21 protein-coding genes are annotated in these 23,982 nt (G+C 50.9%); 17 read left to right on the top strand and 4 right to left on the bottom strand.

The features are described 5' to 3' along the window. Positions 1-257: 257 nt before the first annotated feature. Together B5G37_RS03015 and B5G37_RS15910 are read right to left on the bottom strand one after the other, a co-directional pair. Positions 258-479 (bottom strand): hypothetical protein, encoded by a 222-nt coding sequence (locus tag B5G37_RS03015; protein WP_087253687.1) that lies wholly within the window; start codon positions 477-479, stop codon positions 258-260. A gap of 186 nt (positions 480-665) precedes the next feature. Continuing rightward, a complete protein-coding gene (locus B5G37_RS15910) occupies positions 666-923 on the bottom strand; it encodes an alpha/beta hydrolase-fold protein (RefSeq protein WP_343229678.1) in 258 nt (85 codons plus the stop codon). A 506-nt stretch (positions 924-1,429) separates the two neighbouring features. Here B5G37_RS15910 and B5G37_RS03005 point away from each other — a divergent pair. The 11 genes from B5G37_RS03005 (at position 1,430) to B5G37_RS02955 (ending at position 16,442) form a co-directional block, all read left to right on the top strand. After that, on the top strand, positions 1,430-4,585 hold the full coding sequence (locus B5G37_RS03005; RefSeq protein ID WP_087253685.1) for a DEAD/DEAH box helicase: 3,156 nt from the start codon (positions 1,430-1,432) through the stop codon (positions 4,583-4,585). Continuing rightward, positions 4,586-4,969, top strand: coding sequence for a (deoxy)nucleoside triphosphate pyrophosphohydrolase (locus B5G37_RS03000; RefSeq protein WP_087253682.1), 384 nt, complete (start codon positions 4,586-4,588; stop codon positions 4,967-4,969). Beyond that, on the top strand, positions 4,959-5,279 hold the full coding sequence (locus B5G37_RS02995) for a nucleoside triphosphate pyrophosphohydrolase (RefSeq protein ID WP_087253679.1): 321 nt from the start codon (positions 4,959-4,961) through the stop codon (positions 5,277-5,279). The genes B5G37_RS03000 and B5G37_RS02995 overlap by 11 nt, the downstream gene beginning before the upstream one ends. Before the next feature lies 1 nt (position 5,280). After that, complete coding sequence (locus B5G37_RS02990) at positions 5,281-5,748, top strand: hypothetical protein (RefSeq protein ID WP_087253676.1); 468 nt, start codon at positions 5,281-5,283, stop codon at positions 5,746-5,748. A 5-nt stretch (positions 5,749-5,753) separates the two neighbouring features. Next, a complete protein-coding gene (locus B5G37_RS02985) occupies positions 5,754-8,042 on the top strand; it encodes a DEAD/DEAH box helicase (protein WP_087253673.1) in 2,289 nt (762 codons plus the stop codon). A 14-nt stretch (positions 8,043-8,056) separates the two neighbouring features. Continuing rightward, on the top strand, positions 8,057-8,836 hold the full coding sequence (locus B5G37_RS02980) for a hypothetical protein (protein ID WP_143482860.1): 780 nt from the start codon (positions 8,057-8,059) through the stop codon (positions 8,834-8,836). Beyond that, positions 8,833-9,366 carry a GDSL-type esterase/lipase family protein gene (locus B5G37_RS02975; protein WP_087253668.1) on the top strand — a complete coding sequence of 178 codons (534 nt, stop codon included), beginning with the start codon at positions 8,833-8,835 and terminating at the stop codon, positions 9,364-9,366. Before B5G37_RS02980 ends, B5G37_RS02975 begins: the two co-directional genes overlap by 4 nt. After that, a complete protein-coding gene (locus tag B5G37_RS02970; protein ID WP_087253665.1) occupies positions 9,363-9,746 on the top strand; it encodes a rhodanese-like domain-containing protein in 384 nt (127 codons plus the stop codon). The genes B5G37_RS02975 and B5G37_RS02970 overlap by 4 nt, the downstream gene beginning before the upstream one ends. 103 nt (positions 9,747-9,849) lie before the next feature. Continuing rightward, complete coding sequence (locus B5G37_RS02965; protein ID WP_087253662.1) at positions 9,850-10,845, top strand: WYL domain-containing protein; 996 nt, start codon at positions 9,850-9,852, stop codon at positions 10,843-10,845. An 87-nt stretch (positions 10,846-10,932) separates the two neighbouring features. Then, positions 10,933-14,406 carry a hypothetical protein gene (locus B5G37_RS02960; protein WP_087253658.1) on the top strand — a complete coding sequence of 1,158 codons (3,474 nt, stop codon included), beginning with the start codon at positions 10,933-10,935 and terminating at the stop codon, positions 14,404-14,406. Then, complete coding sequence (locus tag B5G37_RS02955) at positions 14,403-16,442, top strand: hypothetical protein (RefSeq protein ID WP_087253655.1); 2,040 nt, start codon at positions 14,403-14,405, stop codon at positions 16,440-16,442. Before B5G37_RS02960 ends, B5G37_RS02955 begins: the two co-directional genes overlap by 4 nt. 162 nt (positions 16,443-16,604) lie before the next feature. On the opposite strand, the gene B5G37_RS02950 is transcribed toward B5G37_RS02955, so the two are convergent. Continuing rightward, positions 16,605-17,120: a GNAT family N-acetyltransferase gene (locus B5G37_RS02950; RefSeq protein ID WP_087253651.1), complete on the bottom strand. Its 516-nt coding sequence runs from the start codon at positions 17,118-17,120 to the stop codon at positions 16,605-16,607. Between the two features lie 257 nt (positions 17,121-17,377). After that, positions 17,378-18,607 carry a DUF6076 domain-containing protein gene (locus B5G37_RS02945; protein ID WP_087253647.1) on the bottom strand — a complete coding sequence of 410 codons (1,230 nt, stop codon included), beginning with the start codon at positions 18,605-18,607 and terminating at the stop codon, positions 17,378-17,380. Between the two features lie 382 nt (positions 18,608-18,989). Here B5G37_RS02945 and B5G37_RS02940 point away from each other — a divergent pair, with 382 nt between their 5' ends. From B5G37_RS02940 to B5G37_RS02905, 6 genes are all read left to right on the top strand, one after another. Continuing rightward, positions 18,990-19,199, top strand: a complete 210-nt coding sequence (locus B5G37_RS02940; protein WP_087253646.1) for a helix-turn-helix domain-containing protein — start codon at positions 18,990-18,992, stop codon at positions 19,197-19,199. After that, positions 19,196-19,663: a helix-turn-helix domain-containing protein gene (locus tag B5G37_RS02935; protein WP_087253643.1), complete on the top strand. Its 468-nt coding sequence runs from the start codon at positions 19,196-19,198 to the stop codon at positions 19,661-19,663. The genes B5G37_RS02940 and B5G37_RS02935 overlap by 4 nt, the downstream gene beginning before the upstream one ends. A gap of 396 nt (positions 19,664-20,059) precedes the next feature. Continuing rightward, complete coding sequence (locus B5G37_RS02925; protein WP_087253634.1) at positions 20,060-20,464, top strand: hypothetical protein; 405 nt, start codon at positions 20,060-20,062, stop codon at positions 20,462-20,464. A gap of 146 nt (positions 20,465-20,610) precedes the next feature. Continuing rightward, complete coding sequence (locus tag B5G37_RS02920; RefSeq protein WP_087253631.1) at positions 20,611-20,916, top strand: hypothetical protein; 306 nt, start codon at positions 20,611-20,613, stop codon at positions 20,914-20,916. 251 nt (positions 20,917-21,167) lie between these two features. After that, positions 21,168-22,370 (top strand): site-specific integrase, encoded by a 1,203-nt coding sequence (locus B5G37_RS02910; protein WP_087253625.1) that lies wholly within the window; start codon positions 21,168-21,170, stop codon positions 22,368-22,370. Continuing rightward, the gene (locus B5G37_RS02905) at positions 22,334-23,962 is read left to right on the top strand and encodes a site-specific integrase (RefSeq protein WP_087253622.1); all 1,629 of its coding nucleotides are present in this window, start codon (positions 22,334-22,336) and stop codon (positions 23,960-23,962) included. The genes B5G37_RS02910 and B5G37_RS02905 overlap by 37 nt, the downstream gene beginning before the upstream one ends. The last annotated feature ends 20 nt before the right edge of the window (positions 23,963-23,982 follow it).

Here is a 23,982-nt window from a genome sequence, read left to right as displayed (position 1 = left end):
GCTGCAGTTCTTGCTCTCCCAAGTGGCCACAGGCGGTCATCCTACTTCAGTTCCTCCACCAGCAGCGATAGCATGTCGCCGCTGATCAGCAGATCATGCATGTCCCAGCAGCAGTTGATTTGCCAACTTCTGATCTTGAAGGTGCTGCTTCGCTGTGCCGACCAGCATCTAACAGACTCTGGAAAGGCAAGAAGAGCAGATTCTGGCGGGACCACTCCTTTTCAGAGAAATCCCATTGGCGCACCATGTTCTCCAGCTTACCACGGGAAAAAACTGCGTGGAGTTTCGTTCTTCTCGTCATCGGGTGTGTCCGTCACTGTGACGGTGAACTGAACAGAGGGTGTGGCCGCCTGCATCAGCTTGCCTTTCCTGAGGGATGAAGAGACGAGATTGCACCCAAATCGCCGCACCAGCCGCACTCCCAACGATTGCCCCGGATCATCACAGGACTTCCGCAGTGCGGGTCGAATTGTCGCCATAGTATACCTCCTTGCAGCCATTGTATCGAGGAACAGCGTTTCTGACAAGCCTTATTGGCGCAGCATCCAGACAATTCCAGCAGCAGCGCGCTCTACGCTATTGACAACGTGGTTTTCTTTGTTCAATTGAAATACCGCATCGAGTTCCTTGCTCTGGTAATGATCCAGTATCGCCTCGGTGTTCTCTTAGGCTGTCTGTAAAACAGGATTTCGTGTCTTGGCCTCCGTGTCTCCCAGAGAAAAGTAGGTGCATTCCGGCCAGCGCTTTGGCTCGCGGGAGAAGATGTACTCCTTCATTCCGGGGAACCAGAGAGGGCCAGACATGCTGCCTACGCGAGAAAACAAATCCGTCTGGTAAATGGCATACAGGACAAACAGCCCTGCCAGAGAGTACCCGGCGATTCCGCGCCAACAAGGGACTCCGCCAATTTCCTTCTCTACCATTGGGATAATCTCCTTGTCAGGAGCCGTAGATAGTTGTCTGCGCCGCGGGTACAGGGGTCAGTATTTTTGAAAACAGGCGGACTATCCCAAGATACCATATCATGGTTCCAGTCCAGATCACTGATGGCCACCAAAGTAAACGATGGGCAGCCAGTGGTCTGAGCAGTCTCGAATATTTTCTGCCCTTCACCGGAGAAGGTATTTAGGTAGATAATAGGCACATTTGCTTCAAACTTGGGAAAAAAGATATTGTTTTCCCGTTTGTTGCAAAGGTGTACATAGCTTGACTCACCCGCTTTCTTTTTTGACAAAGGGGCCACACGAAATAGTCCTGTTTATTGGATAAATATTTTGCTAAACTGATTTCGCAATGATAGGAGAAGAAATATTGACAAAGCCAGACTGCTTTGTTGATATTTGCTAATAAGTCCTTGTCGGATTTTGAAATTCCAGTTATACTAAATACAACATACATCCGTAAAAGGAATATAGGAAGAGTGAACTATATGCTGTCTCCCGGCCTCTATGAACAAGTCATCAATACTGCCCTGAACCGCGAGCTTTCGGAGATTCCCAATGCCCGCAAATCGATTGCGCCCATTGATAAGGCGGAGGCCTCCAAGGTGTTGGCGCAGTATCTGGCGGACGTAGTGCAAAAGGGCCTGGACAATATTCTGGATAATGGAGGGGATATTTCTACCCAGATCGGCCTTGCCAACCAGATCGTAACCCTCATCCAAAACACAACTCAAGAAGCTGACTTTGCTACGCTGAGCGTCGACCAGCGGGCAGAGCAGCTTCTTGCGCTTTTACGGGAGCAGGACCCACGATTGGCGGTGGGTAAGACGGCTGCCGACCTGAGCCGGCCGGAAACCTCAATTGCCCAGAGCAGCCTGTTTACCGGAGCTATCCATGAGCCCCAGATGTACACGGAGCTCAAAAAAGAGATTGTCTCTGCAGACCGCATTGATATGCTGGTCTCCTTTATCAAGTGGAGCGGCTTGCGGCTCCTGATGGATGAGCTGCGGAAGTTTGCCCAGAACGGCGGGGAGCTGCGGATCATCACCACCTCCTACATGGGAGCCACCGATGTGAAGGCCATTGAGGAGCTGCGGGCCCTGCCTAGCACCAAAATCAAGGTCAGCTACGACACCAAGCGCACACGGCTCCATGCCAAAACCTATGTCTTTTACCGGGACACCGGTTTTACCACCGCCTATGTGGGCTCCTCCAACCTATCTAACGCCGCCATCTCCAGCGGCCTGGAATGGAATGTGAAAGTCACTCGCCGGGATCTGCCGGAGACCATCGACAAGATCGCCGCCACCTTTGAGAGCTACTGGAACTCCAGCGAGTTTGAGTACTACTCCGAGGATCAGAAGGAGCGGCTGGCCCGGGCACTGAAAGCGGAAAAATACTTCGACGCCAACAACGCCGAAATGTACACCATGGATATTGCGCCCTACTCCTACCAGCAGGAGATTCTGGACAAGCTGGAGGCCGAGCGCACTGTCCGAGGCTACACCCGCAATCTGGTGGTGGCCGCCACAGGCACCGGCAAGACAGTGATCTCCGCTCTGGACTATAAGCGCTTTTGTAAGCAACACCCCAGAAAGCCCTGCCGACTGCTTTTTGTAGCCCACCGGGAGGAGATCCTGCGGCAAAGCCTGTACACCTTCCGGGCAGTGTTGAAAGACGCCAACTTCGGGGAACTGTTTGTGGGCAGCTACCGGCCGGAGGGAATCGACCACCTGTTTTTGTCCATTCAGACCTTCAACTCGCAGGATTTCGCCGCCAAGACCGCCCCGGATTATTATGACTACATCGTTGTGGACGAGTTCCACCACGCGGCAGCGCCTACCTATCAGAAGCTACTGTCCTACTATCAGCCTCAGATCCTGCTGGGCCTGACCGCCACCCCGGAGCGGATGGACGGCAAGAGCGTGCTGCCTTACTTCAGCAATCGAATTGCCGCAGAAATCCGGCTGCCTGAGGCCATTGACCGCAAGCTGCTGTGTCCCTTCCAGTATTTTGGTGTCACCGACACGGTGGATCTGGACACTCTGAAATGGAGTGCCGGCGGCTACGATAAGGGCGAGCTTTCCAACCTCTACACCCTCAGCGGCGCTGTGGCCAACCGCCGTGCCGATCTGGTGGTGTCCTCGCTTCTCAAGTATGTGACCGATATTGACGAAGTCAAGGGCCTGGGCTTCTGTGTCTCCATCGAGCATGCGGAGTTTATGTGCTGCTATTTCAACAACCACGGCATTCCGTCCATCTTCCTGACCGGAAAATCCTCTGATGAGGAGAGAAAAACTGCCAAAGGACGGCTGGTCAGCGGCGAGGTGCGATTCATCTTCGTGGTGGACATCTACAATGAGGGCGTGGATATTCCGGAGGTCAATACCGTGCTGTTCCTGCGTCCCACCGAGTCCTTGACCATTTTCCTTCAGCAGTTGGGCCGTGGCCTGCGGCTTGCAGAGGATAAGGAATGTCTAACCGTGCTGGACTTTATCGGCCAGGCCAACAAGCGGTATAACTTCGAGGACAAGTTTGCGGCCCTGCTGTCCAATACCACCCGTAGCGTGACCCGAGAGATCAAGGATGGATTTGTCTCCGCACCCAAAGGTTGCTACATACAGCTGGAGAAGAAGGCAGCTAAGTACATTTTGAATAATATCCGTGCCTCCTATGGCAATACCGCCGGACTGGTATCCCGGGTGGCCAGCTTTGCGGAGGACAGTGGTCTGGAACTGACGCTTGCAAATTTCCTGGACTATTACCACCTGGATCCCAGGGCAATTTACAAGTTTTCTTCCTTCTCCCGTATCTGTGCCCGGGCGGATGCAATTGCGGACTTTAACGAACCGCTGGAGGATATACTCACAAAAGCGCTCGGACGATTGGCCGTTGTGGACTCCCGGCGCTGGATCCGCTTTTTGCTGGACCTGCTGCCCCGTCTGGATGATGTGGACTTTGCAGCGCTAAGCGAGCTGGAGCAGCGGATGCTCCAGATGTTCTACGTAACTGTTTGGGGCAAGGCGGCGGAGAGTTGGGCATCTGATGAGGTGCTGGACAACTTGTATGCCCTTTCGGATAGTCCCGTGCTCCTGGGTGAGCTTTTGGACCTGCTTCGCTATCGGTATGAACAGATCGATTTCATTGACGAGCCGGTAGACCTGGGCTTTGGCTGCCCGTTGGATCTCCACTGCACCTATACCAGAGATCAATTGCTGGTGGCGATGGATTTTATGAAACCGGCGACGGTGCGCGAGGGTGTAAAATGGCTGCCGGAGAAGCAGCTGGATGTGTTCTTTGTGACGCTGAATAAGGCGGATAAGGACTACTCGCCTACCACCATGTATAACGACTACTCCATCAATGAGAGTCTGTTCCACTGGCAAAGCCAGAGCACCACAGCGGCAGACTCTCCCACCGGGCAGCGGTACATTCACCACCGGGAACGTGGGAGCAAGGTGTTGCTGTTTGTCCGGGAGTTTAAGGCGGACCGGATCACAGGTGGTGCAGCGGCCTATACCTTCCTGGGCACAGCCAACTATGTGAAGCATAGCGGGAGCAAGCCAATGAATATTACCTGGCAGCTGGATCGACCGATTCCGGCGAAGTTTTTGAAGAAGACAAATAAATTGGTGGTGGGATAAATGACCGAGGTAGTAGCAGCCCTGATTTGGGACGAAAACAAGTTTATGATATGCCAGCGTCCAGGCCATAAAGCCCGAGGGCTGCTGTGGGAGTTCGTTGGCGGCAAGGTAGAGCCAGGAGAAATCAAGGAACAGGCACTCATCCGGGAATGCCAAGAAGAACTGGCTATTACTCTGGACGTAGGCGAGGTGTTCATGGATGTGGTTCACGAATACCCAGATCTGACAGTTCACCTAACGCTGTTTCATGCGACCATCCATGAGGGTACCCCCCAGAAATTGGAGCACAATGACATCCGTTGGATTACGGTGGATGAAATTGATCAGTATGCATTTTGCCCTGCGGATAAGGAGATTTTGAGGAGGCTGAAGGATGCCTACTAAAGCCTATCACAAGCTGGTGCGGGATCGTATTCCAGAGATTATTGAAGCAGACGGAAAAATCTGTGCCTGCGAAACACTTACTGATGCGGACTACATACACCTTCTGGATCAGAAACTGAACGAGGAACTGGCCGAGTACCAGGAGAGCAAATCTCTCGAGGAACTGGCAGACCTTCTGGAGGTTATGCAGGCTGTTGTGAAAGCCCGTGGCTGGACATTGGAAGAGCTGGAACAAGTACGGGCAGACAAAGCGGCCAAGCGGGGCGGATTTGAGAAAAAGATTCTGCTAAAAGAAGTATCGGAGGGCTGAAATGCCGAATACAAACTGGTCTAAACTATCCCATCTCCAGTTGGGACGCTATGCAGAGTACTATGCCAAAATGGAGTTTGTTTCCTATGGATATGATGTTTACACCTCTGAAGTAGACGATCACGGCGTGGACTTTGTAGCAAGAAATCCAGCGGATGGTCAATATTATGAAATCCAAGTGAAGTCTATCCGTAACTGGGGATATGTCTTTGTTCCAAAAGATAAAATGGAAATCAGCTCAACAATGTTGGTTTTTCTGCTCCGATTCACGGACGGCAATTTACCTGACTGCTATGTGGTTCCGTCTACGGCATGGGCTGCGCCCAATGCACTTCTTGTTGACCGAAACTATGAGAAACCCGGACAAACAAGTAAACCTGAGTGGGGAATTAATTTTTCTAAAAAGAATTTGCTGCTTCTTGAACCATATAGAGAAGAACAATATTTTCATTCCGCAAAGTTGAGGTGACCCCTATGCCTACCTACCGCTCCGCCTCCGGCAGCAGTGCCGAGGATCTGTTTATCGAACTGTTCTCCGACACTTTTGGCGCTGAGAAAGCTGGCTATCTCTACTCCCAATACCCCTTCTCCGACATCTACCAAAACAGCCGGTTTGCCGACTTTCTGATTGAAAACGGCGGACGGAAGGTGGCCATTGAAATTGACGACGAAGCTTCACACAATCCCAAGCTGGTTTCCCAGAACAAGTTCTACGACGACCTGCTCAAGCAGAACAGCATGATCTATCTGGGCTGGGATGTGTACCGCTGGGCGGTGCGGCAGATGCAGCAGCAGCCGGAGACCGTGAAGGACGAGCTGCGGGTTTTTCTGGGCCAGCACCCCAGTTTTAAGGAGATCGAGGACTACCTCCCCACCCAGCGGGGCAAGTCCCTGGATGGCTCCCAGTTGGAACTGAAGGAGCACCAGAAACAGGCCTTGGCAGCCCTGGAGGAGATGCGCTGCAACTTTGAGACCATCGCCCTGCTCTACCACGCCACCGGCACCGGCAAGACGGTGACCGCCGTCATGGACGCCAAGCGGTTCGGCAAGCGGACGCTGTTCCTGGCCCATACGGTGGAGCTGGTGGATCAGGCCGCCAAGACTTTCCGGGAGCTATGGCCCCGGGCCACGGTGGGCCGCTACGTGGAGAGCATGAAGCAGGGCAACGCCTTCGTGGTCTGCGGCAGCATCCAGAGCGTGGCTCTGAACCTGGAGCGGTTCAAACCGGATGACTTTGGCTACATCATCGTGGACGAGGCCCACCACGCCTCCGCCGATACATACCAGAAGGTCCTGGCCTACTTCACGCCGGAATTCACCCTGGGCTTGACCGCCACACCGGAGCGAACCGACGACAAGAATATCTTGGATATCTTCAAGAACACCGCCCACAAGTTGGACATCCAGACCGCCGTAGAGCTCGGCGAGTTGGTGCCGGTGCGGTGTATCCGCATCCACACCAATATCGATTTGACCAAAGTGCGGTTCAACAGCGTCCAGTACAACATCCGGGACCTGGAGAGCAAGATCTATGTGCCGGAGCGCAACCGGCTCATCGTGGACACCTGGCTCCAGTATGTGAAGGACAAGCGGACCGTCATCTTCTGCGCCTCCGTTAAACACGCCCAGGAGATTGCCGGACGGCTCAATGACGCCGGTGTGGCCGCTGAGGCTGTGTCCGGTGAGATCAAAGCCAGCGATCGTCGGGAGGTGCTGGCCCGGTTTGAGAAGGGCGAGACCAAGGTGCTGTGCGCCTGCGACCTGCTCAACGAAGGTTGGGACTGCCCGGCCACCGAGGTGCTGTTTATGGCCCGCCCCACCATGTCCAAGGTGCTCTATACCCAGCAGCTGGGCCGCGGCATGCGGCTCTCTCCTGGCAAGGAGAGCCTGATGGTGTTTGACTTCGTGGACAACGCCAGCCAGTACAATATGCCTTACTCCATGCACCGGCTGTTCCGGCTGAAGGAGTACAAGCCCGGCGCACTGGTGTTGGGAACCAAGCAGCAGAAAACCGCTGAACAGGGGCTTTATGACAAGGGCGAGAGGCCGGATGCTCTCATCGATTGGCCGGTGGACGCCCTGGACTACGAGCTGGTGGACATCTTCAACTGGCAGGAGGAAGCCGCCGGAATGATCTCCCAGATGGAGTTTGTCCGCCGGGTGGATGTGCAGACGGAGACCATTGAGCGGTATGTCCGGGATGGCCTGCTGGTAGCCGATCTGGTGGTGCCCATGAGCGAGCACCGGACCTTCAAGTATTTCAAAGAAGAGACGCTCCAGAAGTATGCCGAGCAGTACGGCTGGACGCTCATCGACGACACCAACCGCAAGGGTCTATTTCTGGATATGGTGCGGCAGATGGACATGAGCTACTCCTACAAGCCGGTACTGCTCAAGGCGGTGCTTCTGTTTGTCGATGACAAGGGCCGGGTGAAGCTCAGCGACATTGTAACCTACTTTCGGGAGTTCTACGAGGCCCGCCGGACGGCTGGGCTGGTGGTGGAAAAGGCCAACAGCATCTATGCCAAAGGCGGCTATACTGATGCCCAGGCCCAGCGGAATATCCTGTCCAACCCCTTCAAGCGGTTTGAGGATATGCAGATGCTCCACCACACCAAGACCCTGGGTGTGATCCAAGTGGACGAGTCCGTCTGGAAAAAGCTGACCCGGGAGGAAAAGCAGAAGATCGAGCAAATCTGCGACGAGAAGCTGGAGCAATACTATGGACGCTTAAACCGGCAACCCAAGAATATGGAGCGATGAGGTATTACGCGGCTATGGAACATACAGAATTTCAGGACAAGGGCCAATATTTTCAGAAGATAAATGCTCTGTTTGCCGATTGGAAACGGCAACACGGCCATGTTTCCGAAAACAGCGAATACAGCGTGGTCCCGATTGAGATTGACCACCGCTCAAATGTATTCATTCGCGATGGAGTCATTTGCCTGGAGCAGTGGTTTTCCCCGTCACAAAAAGCCCGCCCGCTTTTTCTGCTGAAAGAAGCATATGGTGGTAACGAGGACTGGGACTTGGTAGAAGGTTATCTGACAAGTCAGAAGAAAATCACAAAGATGTGGAACCGTATTTCTCATTGGACTTACGGACTAATGACCACCACAGCAGATTGTATTGCGCCCTATATTCCGGATTTGGCAGTTGGCAGTTTCGGAAACTCATATTTGCGCCAGGCCGCGGCAGTCAACATCCGAAAAAGTGGCGGAGGTAAAAACTCGTCCCTGGATGTAATTCGCAGCTATGCAGCCTTTGATGCAAAGCGACTTTTGGAGCAACTGCAACTTTGTGATCCAACGGTGATTGTTTGCTGTTATACTGGTTCGGCTCTGGATATCATATGGAAAGCGGCCACCGGGAGCGTTGTGCGGACTCCGTACAACGAAAGCCTCTACTATACCATTCGCCTGAACCAGCGGGATGTACTGGTGCTTGACTATTGGCACCCTGCCAATCAGTATCCTGATATCATGAATTACTATAGTCTAATGGCAATCTACCAGATGGCGCTGAAGGACAGAGAAAGGAAATATGCGGAATGAAGGTCATCTGCTTCGGCGACTCCAACTCCTACGGCTACGACCCCCGGGGCTATTTCGGCGGGCGCTATGACGCGGACAGCCGGTGGGTGGACATCCTGGCTGCGGAAACTGACTGGACCGTCTACAACATGGGGCAAAACGGGCGGGAGATTCCTTCTTCTGCTCCACAATTTCCTGCTGACACTGATCTGCTGATTGTCATGCTTGGCACCAATGATCTGCTCCAGGGGAAAAGCCCGGAGGAGGCCACCCAGAAGCTGGAGAGGTTTCTATCTGGCATCCGTCTGGAGAAAAGCAAGATACTCCTCATTGCACCACCGCCAATGACTTTGGGCGAGTGGGTACCCAGCCAGCAACTTATTGAGGATTCCCATACCTTTGCCCGTCTCTGTCAAGCCCTGGCGGAGCGGCTTGGCATCCGCTTTGCCGATGCCGGAAGGTGGGACATCTCCTTGGCCTACGACGGCGTACACTTCACGGAGCAAGGGCACAAAGCCTTTGCTGCCGGACTTCTGGAGGAACTCAAATGAAACGAATTGCAATTTTACTCTCCTCTCTGCTTTTGCTGTTGGCCGGATGCGGTGGGAGTTCCACAGACGGCTCCTATCAGCAGATTACGCAGGAAGAAGCTAAAGAAATGATTGACAGCCAGGAAGTGATTATCCTGGACGTGCGGGAACAGAGTGAGTACGACAGCGGTCACATCCCTGGAGCTGTCCTGTTGCCGGTAGGTGCCATCGATGAGGACACTGCCGCTGAGGTGATCCCTGAGAAGGATTCTACGGTGCTGGTTTACTGCCGCAGTGGAAACCGCAGCAAGACCGCATCTTCCACCCTGGCCGGGTTGGGTTACACCAATATCTATGAGTTTGGCGGCATCAACACCTGGCCCTATGAGACGGAGGGGTAAGAAAACGAAATCTGGAGGCAGTACAAAATTTACATCGCCATAAACAAAGAAAAAGCAAGGCGGAAGCTCAGGCTGCTCAGAGTGTAAACTGTGGAGGGATCATATGAGTCGCGCCAGACTACTACATATTCTTTCGATTTTAGAAACGGAAACAAATATATCAAACGGGCTAACATTACAAGAAATTTGCCGAATCCTATTTGAAAGGTACCCAGAAGAAAAATGCTCTGAACAGCGGGTTCGTGAAGATATCTCTGTTCTACAGGCGCTCAGTGATGAGAAACTTGTGGCATTTGAACTAAAGTATGAGTCTGGCCCTCATAATCAACGAAAATATAAACTGTACCGCCCTACTTTTGGCTTGAATGAGGCACGAATGATATTTGATTCAATCTCTATTAGCCGATTTTTAAGCCAGACTCAGAAGAACTCGCTTATATCTCAACTGGAAGGGTTTCTTTCCCGGAGCGAAGTGCAGCAATTGAAGCAGCGTGTCCGAGTACGACCATGTTTAATGCAAAATGAACTGCTCCCACAGACACTTCAGGTAATCTACCGAGCAATTGACGAACAAAAGTGCTTGTACTTTGATTATTCAAGATTTGATATAGCAGGGCGACAACAGATCAGAAAAACTTATCGTCATATTCGCCCTATTCAAGTTGTATGGGAGCAGGAACATTATTATTTGGTGGCCATAAATCCAGAACACGACGAAGATGATCAGCAAAGAAATTACCGCATTGACCGAATGAGAAATGTTGCCTTTGATAGTGGGGATTGGAAGCCAGTCAACAGACTTGAATTTAGCTATGGTCAATTTGATATGTTCTCTGCCAAAGAAAAACGGATTGTTACATTTAGGATTCATCAGGATCTTCTTGATATGGTATTTGAAACATTTGGAACTCATATTATATGCCATCCGGATGATGAACGACAGGAGTGGATTGTATTCTCTGCTGAAGTAGAACTATCTGGCGGCTTTGATCGATGGGTGCTCCGGCAAACAAATAAAATAGAGGTGTTAGCGCCCCCTTCAGTGCGCAATCGTATTGATCAGCTACTACAAAATATCATCGCAAGCTACCGCAAATAAGGCGGTAGCTTTTTCTTAGTTTTTTATATTACAAAAAACTAATTTGTTATTCTTAAAATAGAGTCATTATAAATTCGGAGGTCACCCATGAGATATGAACTTGAAAAATACTTCTCAGATCCCTGTGAATCCAGTGGGCTGTTAATAGCAGAAGCGCCTACCGGATACGGAAAGACATACGAAACAATCCAGGCGATTTATCAGTATATCGCAAAAGGCGGATCCGCTCAGATTCTATTTGTTACAAATCTTCTTAAAAATCTGCCCGCAGATGAATTACGGAATCTCTACGAAAAGAACGGCAGGGCTCCTCTATTTGAAAAAGAAGTGTTAGTTCTATCCTCTGCTGCATCGAGTGTGGAGAAGGCTATTTTAACAGAAAAAATTCCATCTGAGTTCCAGACGGATGCGTACCTAGAACTTTTATCTGCTTGCCAGAAGAAAAAACGATATCAGGAACAATTTGGTGAAGCAGGAAAAGAGATAACGAAGGACCTTGGGAATCAGATTCGTGAGAAGCTGGAACCTCGTTTTCGGCATGAACTGGAAGTGCACCTCCAAAAGACGTTTCCAGGGGGGGCAGGACCCCGTCGGGATGCAATTCGAAATAAAGAAAAATACAAATGGATGGCAAAATTCTATCCATCTATTTTCTGGACAGAATATAAGGTGCTTCTGTTATCTGTGAAAAAGCTCATGGCACGCAATATTTCCGTAGTAGAGCCCAGTTTTGAGTGTCTATCTGAGAGGATGCTGAAAAACAAGATTGTATGTATCGATGAGTTCGATGCTTCTCGGTCGGTTATCTTAGATAGCCTGATTGATCGGGCACTTGATCTGCGAGCGGATTACCTACAATTATTTTTGCAGGTTTATCGGGGAGCTATTACGCATCAAATATCCCGTGAACTCGAGACGGTCAGAAAATCTTATGAGGCTGACCGTACTCTGACGTGGGAAAGACTCTTAAAAGAAGCGCAGGATATCTATCAGGAAGGTGCCCTCTACTACAGCATGAAAACTGTAGATACGGCCATTGACAAAGGACGAAACTTTCTCTTTCATGACACGTCTTACCATACTGTTTTGGACGGGAATCGCACCCACATACGTGCGGTGTGTAATCAAACAGAAGCTCAAGTTCAGATTCACTTCGAAGAAAAAGACGAGTACTATGCGCACCAAGATGAGCCGCGTATTATACTTCAAAATCTTTTACGAAGAATCCATGTGTTTTTACAGCGTTTTCAAAGGTATGTATATGGGTGGGCCGAGTCTTATGCCAAGCTGGTCAACGCAGGCAGACAACAAGCGGAAGATCTCTATACCATAGCCGCTGCAACGGAAAGCATTTTCCGGCAGTTTGATTTGACGTCAGAGCAAACACGCCTAATGTCAGAAGAACTCACAGACAGCAAAGGCGGGCGATCCCTACAGGATGTGATGGCTCCCGATTTGTCCTTCTATGAAACTGGATTTCGTCTTTTTGAATTTATTGACGATGACCATCATCGAGCACAAACCTATTTTCAGTATCTGCAAATGAGGAATACGCCGGAAAATGTTCTGTTATACTTGTGTTGCCAGGCGAAAGTTGTTGGCCTTTCCGCAACTGCAGCAGTGTCCACTGTCCTTGGAAATTATGATTTGAAATACATAAAGGAACAACTAAAAGAGCATTACCATGAACTTTCTGATGAAACAAAGGCCTCCATTCAGAGAGGGCTGGAAACACTATGGAGGCCATACAAAGAGGGCCAAATTCAAGTCAAATTACAGGTGATAGACCGTGGCAAGGATCACTTAGTGCTTTCGGAACGACTAGGAGATATTTTCTCTCGAGAAACGCTGGCGCAAAAATATATACATCGTTTTACAGCTTTGGGTGCCGAAGAATACGTCCAGAAGCGGTATTGCAATATATTGGAAGCGATGAAAGCTTTTTGGACACACTCAGATATTCGTGCGTTTCTCTGCCTGAATCAAGTATTGCCCGTGCCAGAGAAACGAGCGATGGATGAAAATTTACTACGAGACGCATTGAAAGACTTGCAGTGCGTGTATGCGCCACAGACTGTTGGAGAAATGGTCATCTTGCGCAGTGGTGATCAGTTTGAGGAGAGCAAAGACCACTTACTTCAAGAGCTACAGGGTGGTGCCAAACGCTTTGTGTTATCCAGCTACCAGACACTTGGAGCAGGACAGAATTTACAGTATCCGATCCAAGATTTAAGCAATCTTGTCACATTGAATGCTGAATATGACGAAATAGATCCAAGATTCCAGAAAAAGGATTTTGATGCTCTATATTTGGGAGATGTCACGCATTCCGTTGTGAATCTAAATGAGGATGGTCCCCTAAGTGCGCAGGGATTGATGAAATTTTGCTTTCAGGTAGAGTGCCTCTACGAAAATGATGAAATCTCCTACCGCACATTGAATCGTCTACTCAAAGATGGTATCGGCCGTTTTTCGGGAAGACGTCCGTTAAATGCGTTTGCTCAAAGTATCTTACGACAAAGTAATAGTGTTCACGGACAGATTACGCGAGATGTAATCCAAGCGGTGGGGCGTATGGGGCGGACTTTCTTGAAAAATCCGTCTGTGTATCTATTTACCACAGAGAAAACTTTGTATGACTTGGATCTTGCCTGCCTAAATGGACGTATTTTAAGCCCTGAAATGGAGGCATTACTGAAGGCGAGAACTGATTTGGGCAATAGAGAAACCTGCATCGATTACACCCATAATGAAGCGGAACGCAAAGCCACCAGAGGCAATGCATACATTTTGCGGATGTTAAATGTCGATTGGACCGAAGAAACCATGGCTCTTTGGAAAGGCCTACGTCAAACAGTCCTCCAATATCCCAGAGCTGGACTTGATGTCTTGAATGAAAATCCTATTATACGAACTTACTACATCCCGTTGGCGCAGGATAGACATTGCTATTTCTACGCGCAAAAAGGTGATTTTTCTGAAGTTATTCTCTCTTTCGACCAAGATAAAATGCAGTTTACGGCAAGTCTCCCAGAGGGATTGTCTCCTTCAACCGTAAGCGAGGAAGACGCACGCCTCGCGCAAATCCTGTTGTATCCAGGGTTAAAGGAGCATTTTATCCATCATGGATGGGCTACAGAGTTTGGAACTGATCCATATATTATGAGCCCGGTTCTGTTCCAGAATATTTATAAAGGCGCTTTGGGAGAAGTGGCAGGCAAGTTTATTTTAGAGAAGGAACTTGGACTTACACTACAGGAAATCGGAGATCCGAAAAAATTTGAATCATTTGATTTTGGCGCTGACGGAGATCTTTTCTTTGATTTTAAGCATTGGAAATGGAATATGCAGGTAGAGGAAAGACCAATGCGGGAAAAAGTCCTAAAAAAAATGGATGCAGTAGGCGGAAAAAGAGCATTCGTTGTAAACCTATTCTCGAATGGCGTGTCGAGGCCCTCATGTAGCAATGACGGGCGTCTTATTGAAGTGCCAGGAATACTTCTTCCTACCGGCCAAGTTGACCAATCCGCGCTGAATTATATAAGGAGGTTTCTCTTGTGATCCACACCAACCAAATGGAGATTGATTTTGATTTTGAAGCAATTGCAAAGGATTTTTCAATTTTTGAAGCAAGGCGAGATCAGGGCAATTACTGGAAAAGTAGGGTTCCAGATGTTGCCCTACAGGAGTGCAAGGCATTGGCCGTCGTGTATGAAAGGGGGCCAAGTTGCTATATCTTATATCATCGCGCTTCTGTTGAGCAACACTCGCTCAAGCAGGTGCTGGAATGCTGTGAAGATAATGTACGAGTACAGGAAATCTCAGCGCAGGAGATGGCCGAAACGAAAAAACACCTTTTGGCTCAATTACTGTGTAATGCGCTTCCTAGTATCCAGGCAAACGGTGAACTATATCATAATGTGACTGGAAATCTGTATTACATGCAACCCAGCTGGGTCAATTACCGCAAAGAAGTATTGGCCAGTTTTTGGACACTCCAAATTTCATTTACAAAAGACTGTTGTGTTAAGCTGGATGTTAAAACCTTTAGCAATGCCCGACTCAAACAAGGCAGTAAAAATAAACCTCAGTATCTATTTGATCCTGAATGCTACATACTGCGGCGGGCATTGCGAGATGATCCTGGTAACAGTACAGACCGCTTTGTAATTGGAGCGCTTAACCAAAGGCGGAAAAATACCATACCTTTTTTGGAATTTGGTTCGTTGACTGATTATCAAAATTGTAAAGTTGGAATTTTACATCAGTTTTTGCGAGATGTGCGAAAATCGCTATCTCCATATCTATCGTTGACAATGGTTTCGCTCGATGAAAGTACCCATCTGGGAGTATGTGGCTCGGTCGATAGTATGACAGGAATCAGAAATCGCTTGAGAGAGACACCCCTATATTTGGAGGATACTGTACGAAACGAGCAATCTCGCACGTTAATCTCCATGCTGCGTTATGAGCTGGCGCAATATAGTGAGGTTACATTTATGGAGGGAACTCCAGAAAAGGGCGATGCACTGCTTCGGATCATACACCATCCTTTGTTTTATGAAGATCATCCCGAAGATGATGAATATTTAAAAGCGCCAAAGCATTGCGTTGTACAGCATATTACGGTCGAAGATTTTCAGCTAACAGGCATGAATGCGCGTAGAACGAAAGAAAAAGAAGACCACAAATTGCTAAAAGTCATCCAGGAACTTGCTATTAAGATCGATATAAGCCGACGGCAGATGAGCTGCTATGATTGGGCCAAGCTTGGAGTCAATAGACCGGTTACATTTGTTATGGCATCTTCGGATTATAAGGACAAAAGCGAACCGATCTGTTATGATATGCTCCGCATACAGCCGGGCGGAGAACTATATTTTGAATCGTGGCAGCAATCTTTCTGGGAAGATAATTCAGAACGAGAGAAAATTTCCGCGGCGTTTGAAACACCCCATGGAAAGTTCAATCCTACGATCAAAGGTCTTGTCTATGAAGAGGAAAATAACATTCATATCATTTACGACACTGACCGTTATACTCTTCCCAATATGCAAGACCTCGAACAGGTTCTTAGCGCGACGCGAGATGATGAACAAGTTCCGGCCAAGCCGCTTGTAGAAACAGTACAGAAATACGCTGATAGCTTGTCTGGCAATGAGAGCGTGCGGTGCCAAATGATTCTGGATGAAATCAACCAGCATGGTATGCAAGTTAGCAGAAAAGAATTGCGGCATATTCTCAATTTGAGGAGTAATCTGGGCAAGCAGATCAACCGATTTATTTTTGAGGAAACCGGAGTTTTAATTGGAAATACCCTCAAAAGCGCTCGAAATAAAGAAGCCCTTTTCGGCGGGGTGTTAGGAATTCGCCATTTTTGTAAAGATGGTGCCCAATACTACTATTCTGGATATCTTGGAAGTTCCTTGAACCGAACGCTACCTCATGCATGCAGAATCCGAAGGGTCTGCTCCACTGGCCCAACATTGCAATTCCAACATTATCTTCCTCTGCTTGAGGTTGATTTCGTGCGTGCGAGCGGATGGCCTGTCATTCCTTTTCCTTTCAAATATTTGCATGAGTGGAAAGCACAGTAGACAAGCAGTACAAAATTTATATCGCCTAAACAAAGAATACAGCCGGAGGGCGCTTCTATGTGAAGTGCCCTCCGGCTCATTTTATTTCTTCCTGTATTTTTTCCGCAGACTCTGGTGGCCTGCGTGATCTTGGTGCCGAAGACCTTCTGCTTATGAAATACTTTACAATACAATTTCGTATTTATAATCTTTCATGATTTTATCTGTTCCCTTTTTCTTATATGTTCTCTCACTGATAATTTTTCCGCCACATTTCTGGGCAACACGATTGGAAGCGGCATTTTCCTGAGCCACATAAATGGTTACTTTCTTGGCCCCTTGACGACGAGCATAATCTATCATTCCCTGGGCGATTTCAGTTGCGTAGCCTTGACACCAAAAATTCTTATGTACGCAATAGGCAATGTCGTATACTTTCTTGTCATCACTTATTATGAAACTGCACGTCCCTACCCGCTCTAAGGAATCCTTAAAAACAGGAATCAAGTAACAGCATTCCTCATCCTCACCTAAGCCTTCTAACATCTTCAAATATTCATCATCTATTTCTTCTTTTGCCTCATCTGGCAAATACTGTCCCATCTCTGGATTATTCCAGATACCATATGCCCACAAGGCATCGTCCTTTGTAAATCCTCTTAATACAAGCCTTGAAGTTTCAATGTCATTTATCTTCATAATGTCCTCCGTCAAGTTCAGCTTTTCACCGTTGCATCTTTCATCAAGGCATTCGCTTCACCAGCTGCGGTATCTTCGCCTGGGATGCGCTTGCAGTCATGGAGAGCATGAGCGAAAGCGGTCATAGCCGTTTCTTGTGCCCTTGATTTGATGATATTGTAACACACCAATTCCAAGCTGTCATGCAAAGGATACATCGCTATATACAAAGAATACAGCCGAGGGGTGCTTCATCCAGAAGCGCCCCTCGGCTCATGTTATTTCGTTGCGTATTTCTCCCGGAGACTCTGGTGTCCCTCCTGGTCCCGCCGCCGTAGATCATCTGCCGAACAGGTCTGCCATTGGGGATCGTCCGTCCCCAAATCCAACTGCATGACTGCTTCCGGATAGTGCGTCTCCGGGTCAAAGCCCATGTCCCCGGCCACCATCCGCTGCCAGGGGGTATTCGCCGGTGGAGCCTGCACTTCATCCACAGTGTAGTCTTCCAGATCATGCATGGTGTCGATCTTCCGGAGAAATTCCTCCCCAGTCAACTTTCCGTCCAGATATTCCATTCGAGCCAGACGGGCATTCTCGCTCCAGGCATCATATTCCATGTAGTCCACGCAAATCAGGTCCTGCCGGTTTTCGGGAAGGGCTATGGTGTAGCGTAGCATACGGGCGTACATCCGATCCCGCAGCCGTTTGCAGGCCAGCAAAGCCTCGTCCTGCTCTGCATCTAGGTTGCGCTTGAAGCGGGAACCTCTTTGCTTGCAGGGGAAGCCATCTGTCTTCCGGTCACAGTAGTGGGTTTCCTTTCTGGTCTTGGGAATGAAGTAGAGCCAGCAGTAATCACAGCGGGCAATGCGCTGCTTGTCCTGCTGAAAGTACAGGGCAAGCTCCAGCCCCAGCAGAGAAATGAGGGAATTGGCGGAATAGACCTGCCCTTTGCTTGGCCCATCCGGAAGCAGGGCAGGATCACATAGGGACTGCAGTTCCGGATAGGTTCCAATCAGCCTCTGGAATCGTTCCTGCTGCGTGGCTCGCTCCATGCCGTCACAGGCAATCTCCAATACATTGCGTAAGTACACCTGGGCCCGAACAGGCTCCTCCAAAATCTGAAGCAGCTGGTTTGCAGCACGGAGAAGGAAGGATGCACTGCCGTCATCCTCTTGCCGCAGGGATTGGTCCAGGAGTTGCGCCAGAACAAAGTACCCCACCGGATCAATCTCTTGGAGCATACTGGGCAGCAGAAGCGCCTCGGCAACAAAGTCTTCAAAGTCGTCCAGGGATACCTCGAAACATGATTCAAAGAAGGAATGCTGCTCCCGCAGCGTTTGGATCTCCCGGCGGTATGGGCGGTAATCAATCTCGGAAGCGGCAATGAGATGCTCAGCGGGAGTTGCGCAGGGAAGTGTGGTTGTCTTGCCGTCGGCATGGTGCAGGATCACAGACCAAAAATTTTTATCTTCTGCCTTCAGCAGCAATCGGGGAATTGCATCTGCCATCGGTCCGCCTCCTCTCAAGATCACTTCCTGATGTAAACTGCTCTTTTTTTATTTTACACTGAACTCAGACCAAAGGGCAACCGTACCTTGAAAATGAAATACCCATCACCAGAGATGATACTCGCCGGGGAAGTATCGCCATGACATTGTTAGGGAAAACAGGGGAGCGTACCAAGGGGAAACAAACGCCGTGTAGGTTAAGCAGGGCAGGAGCGGGTATGGTGGTGGCCAACCAGAAACAAAAAAGACCGCTGAACTGCTGCAACAGTTCAACGGCCCGCTGCGTTTCGGAACACAGCCCAATCTGTGTTCAGTCTATCAGAGGGACCTCCGGAACGCAATAAAATTTTTCTCTGCACTTAAAAAGATTGGAGGTATTGCAATGAAACTCTCAAGCTGTAAAAGCTACGATGACCTGCCGCTGTTTCTCAATGCGGAAATAGTGGCAGCTGTATTGGGCGTCTCGTCATCCAGTGCTTATGAGCTGATGCACGAACCTGGTTTTCCCACTCTGCGTGTGGGCAGCCGCATGGTGGTTCCGAAAGAAAAGTTCATGCAGTGGGTGGAAGCACAGTCTGGAGGTGTGAAATGAAGAAGAGCTGGACCAAGCGTGATCCTATCAAAAACTACTTCCCGGTGCCCAATGAAATTTACTCTCTGGGCCTGTCCTCGGATGCCATCTCCATCTACGGGTATCTCCTCAGCCGGGAGGACAGAAAAACCTATCAGTGTCTGGTGAGCTACCGAATGATCTCAGAGGCCATTGGGAAATGCGTAACTACGGTGCGCAAGTATGTGATGGAGCTGGAGGAGCGGCAACTCATCCGCACGGAGCACACATCGGTAGTTGCCAAAGATGGCCGCAACCTTAACGGTCGTCTGCGTTACACCATCCTTCCCATTCAGTTGGTCATAGATGAATTCAACAACCATCAGCTGCAGGTGGCTGAACAGCAGAAGAAGCAGTGGGAGTTGGACAAGAAGAAGGCTGCCCGTGCTGCCAAGGAACGGGACGCAAGCTGGAAGGAGACAGATGCCCCGTGTGGCCGCCTGTGAGCCGCTGTGTGGCACGAGAAGGGGCAGGGGAGACCCCTGCCAAACTAGATAGGATTGAAGCGAATTGGACCCGATTTCAGGGGGGAGGACAAAATGGGCCCCCGCCGAAGCCCAGCGCAAGCGGGTTCGGTGGGGAGAGGAGGAGCAGTGGAATGAGCGAGTTTTCGCCCTTCCGGGCGGAAATGAGAGATATGGAGCTTGCGACGACGAGAAGCAGGAGAAAAGCACGACGCTCCTTGTGCGCCGTGCCGTCCACAACTGCCCGCAGTGCAGGCAGTTTCAGGCTTTTCAAAGGGCGTTCCTTTTGGCGAAAAATTCAGGGAGGAACGCTCTGTTGGGGACGAGCCTTACAGTCCCAAGGACTTTGAGGCAGTTGTAAAGGGAAAGGAGAATATTATGGTCAAAGGAAAACAGAAAACAACCGTCTTTTTCACCCCTTCTGTGAGAGGGAAAATTGAGGACACCTACCGGAGCGATAACTGCAAGAGCCAGAGCGAGTTCATCGAAAAAGCCGTGGAGTTCTATCTGGGCTATCTGAACACCAAGAATGCCGGTGCATTCCTGCCCGAGGTTCTCTCCACCATACTCATTGGCATCACGGATGACTTCGCACAGCGCATGGGCAGGTATCTCTACAAGGTGGCGGTGGAACAAAATCTGTGCAACCACATTCTCACTGCCGACACCGACATGGACCAGCGTACCTACCAGCTCATGCGTGGCCGGAGTGTGCGGGAGGTGAACAGCACCAACGGACGCATCAGCTTCAAGGAAGTGCTGGACTTCCAGAAGTCGGTGTGATTCATGTGAGTGTATTAAAATCTGATGTGCAATACAAAGATAAAAGCCCTTGCCAGCCGCAGAATTTTTCTGAGAAATTTCAAATAAGGGCTGGATATTGCAAAACGGTTGGGGTATTGTGTGTTGCTGATAAGGAGGCGGCACACATGAACGACTACATGAGAGCATTGCACCGGCGGTTCTTCCGAAAGCCCAATCTTACAGAGCTGGAGAAGGAAATCGAAACTGCCCGCCAGGACGTGCGGGACTGCTTGGACAAGACACAGCGGCGCAGGCTCATGGACTTGGTGGATGGACAAGCCCTGATGCGAGAAGCCATCTCCCAGGCCAGCTTCACCGCAGGGTTCAAACTGGCCTGGGGAATTGCAAAAGAAATGGAGGCGGATGGTCTGCACCTTCTGGATGAGGGAGAGGCAGACTGTATTCGCCCCAGCACAGGAAAGGAGGAGTAATCAAGATGACAAATCGGATCCCCATTCAACGGTGCCAGTACTGTGGGTGCTGGGATATTGGCCTTGGCTGGCAGCACGGCGAGGCACTGGTCACATTCAAGAAACACGGTATGATGGGCAACCGACTGCAGTACTTGATCTGTCGTCGGTGCGGTGCTGTGCTCTATCAGTGCGTGGCAGAGCCGTACAGGTTTCCTCCTGTGAGATAGGCTACACAACAAATGAAACTGAACTACTGGAGGTGAAACAACATGGCAAAGAGACGACCATCCGGGGACGGCATGGTGCGCAAGCGGGACGATGGCCGATGGGAAGGCCGCATCGTGGTGGGCCACAAGCAAAACGGAGAGCCCATCTTCCGGTATGTGCTGGGAAAGACGCAGAAGGAATTGCTGGCCAAGCTCCACCGGGACATGGAACTCTACCAAGATGCACAGCTCACCGAGGACAGCCGCATGACCCTGCGCCAGTGGCTGGACCGCTGGATGGAGGAGTACGGCGCTGTCACTCTGCGGCCCAACACCCTGCGCAGCTACGAGCAGTACATCCGGTGCTACATCGATCCCTATCTGGGCGGCAAGATCATCTCCCGCATCACCCGAATGGACATTCAAAAGCTGTACCGGAAGCTGAAAAAAGAAGGACGGGTCCACGACCACCCGGAGTACGGACACGAGTTATCAGATACCATGGTGCTCCGTATCCACGCCATGCTCCACCGCTGTCTCAAGGATGCGGAACACGACCATATCATTCCCTACAACCCCACAGACGGGGCCAAGCTGCCCAAGAACAACTACAAGCCCAAGCAGGTGCTCGACCGGGAACAGATCGATGCTTTCCTGGCAGCGGTGGACAAAAACGAAGTCTGGCGGGACTTCTTCTACACGGAGCTGACCACCGGCCTGCGCCGGGGTGAGATCTGCGGCCTCATGTGGCGGGACTTCGATGAAACCGCCGGGACGCTGAAAATTCTCCGCTCAGTGCATGTGACAAAGCGGGGCGAGCTGGAGATTGGGGAGACCAAAACCAGTCAGGGCAGGCGCACCATCCGACTGCCGCCCAGCACCGTCCAGCGTCTGAAAGAGCGGAAGAAACACGCCATCAGCCAGTGGATCTTCCCGGAACCTCTGGCCCCGGAGAAGCCGGTGCGTCCCAGCGCCGCTTACTACTGGATGAAGGTGATGCTGAAGGAAGCGGGACTGCCCGACATTCGCTTCCACGATCTGCGCCACACTTTCGCCACTCATGCTCTGGCCAGCGGTGTGGATGCCAAGACCCTCTCCGGCATTCTGGGACACACCAACGCCAGCTTTACCCTCGATACCTATACCCATGTGACGCCGGACATGCAGAGAGCCGCCAGCGATGTGGTGGGCGGCTTCCTGAAAAATCTGTTGGGAGAGGAGTTGAAACCGTGGCAAGGAAACGAAAAAGCGGAACCGGCACCATAAGACAAAGAAAGGATGGCCGCTGGGAGGGCCGGGCCGTGGTGGGCTACGATGACAAGGGCCTGCCCAAAACGAAGAATGTACTGGCCAAGACTAAGCGGGAGTGCCAGGAAAAGCTGGCCAAGCTGATGGAAGAAGTGGGCGGTTCCAAGTCCGAGAAGATTCGCCCTGATATGCCCTTCGGGGAGTGGATGGACTTTTGGTATCAGAACTACACCAAGCCCGGCCTTCGCCCCACCACCCAATCAAATTATGAGAGCAACATCTACCAGCATATCATCCCGCAGCTGGGCAAGATCCCGCTGTGCCAGCTGACCCAAAAGGATCTTCAGCAGTTCTACGCTCATCTCAAAAAGGAGGGGCGGCTGGTTCGGACAGAACAATATGGAAAGGGTCTCTCCGACCGCATGGTGCGGATGTGTCACGCCAAATGCCGGGCGGCGCTGGAGCAGGCAGTGCGGGAAAATCTGATCCGCACCAACCCGGCGGTGGGCTGCAAGCTGCCACCCAAGCGGGGCCGGGAGATGCAGGTGCTGTCGCCCCGGGAGCTTCAGCGATTCCTTATGCAGGCCCAGGCGGAGGGCTACTTCGAGCTGTTCCTGCTGGATCTGTCCACCGGCCTGCGGCGGGGAGAACTGCTGGCCCTGCAATGGTCCGACCTGGATCTGGATACCGGAATGCTGTCCGTGACCAAGCAGGTCTATGAGGTGAACGGAAAGCTGCAGCTGAGCGTCCCCAAGACCAAAGCGTCCATCCGCAAGCTGGTGCTGCCGCCTGCTGTGGTAGAGGTGTTCCGGGCGTATCAAAAGACGGCAAGCTCCCGCTGGCTGTTTCCATCACCGAAGAACCCAGATCTGCCGCTGGCGCCGGGCTCGGTGCTCCGGCGGCTCCGGATCATTTTGGAGCGGGCCGGGTGCAAGAAGATTCGCTTCCACGACCTGCGCCACACCTTCGCCACCATGGCCCTGGAAAACGGCATGGACATCAAGACCCTCTCCGCCATGCTGGGCCATGTATCGGCGGCGACCACGCTGGACATTTATACCCACATCACCGGCGATATGCTCAGTGAAGCCGCCGCCAAGATTGACCGTGGCCTGGGCAACGAGGTGGCGGAGGAATCTCCGGAGGCAGCGCAGAATCCCCTCACCGACTTCCAGCCGGTGATCCGGCGCACCCGAAAACCCGGAACCGGTTGCATCTCTGAGCTCAACGACCATCTCTTTGAGGGGCGCTACTCGCCCACCTGGCCGGACGGCACCAAGCACTCCAAATGTGTCTACGCCCACACCCGGGAGGAGTGCGAGGAGAAGCTGAAGGTGCTCATCCAGCAGATGAATGCGGAGCGGAAAGCCATCCAGGACCGGATGCGTGGAATCATCCCGCCGGACAAACTCACAAAGAAGCAGCGGCAGATCTGGGAGTATATGCGGCTCCATCCGGACGAAACCAATTACAGCGTCATCGCCAAAGGGGCCAAGGTGACCCGGCATACGGTAGCCAAGCACTTTGAGATGATCCAAAAGATGCTGGGCATCCAGGAAACCGCGCCCCATCCTTTGCTGGATTGCCAGACAGCCCCGCTTATGGTATGATGGCCCTATCAAGCGAGGAG

Origin of the sequence: Pseudoflavonifractor sp. An85 (assembly GCF_002161235.1) — a bacterium.
In the GTDB taxonomy this organism is placed as follows: Bacteria; Bacillota; Clostridia; order Oscillospirales; family Oscillospiraceae; genus Enterenecus.
Note: the sequence above shows the minus strand (reverse complement) of the source record. Positions and strands in the feature narration are given on the sequence as shown.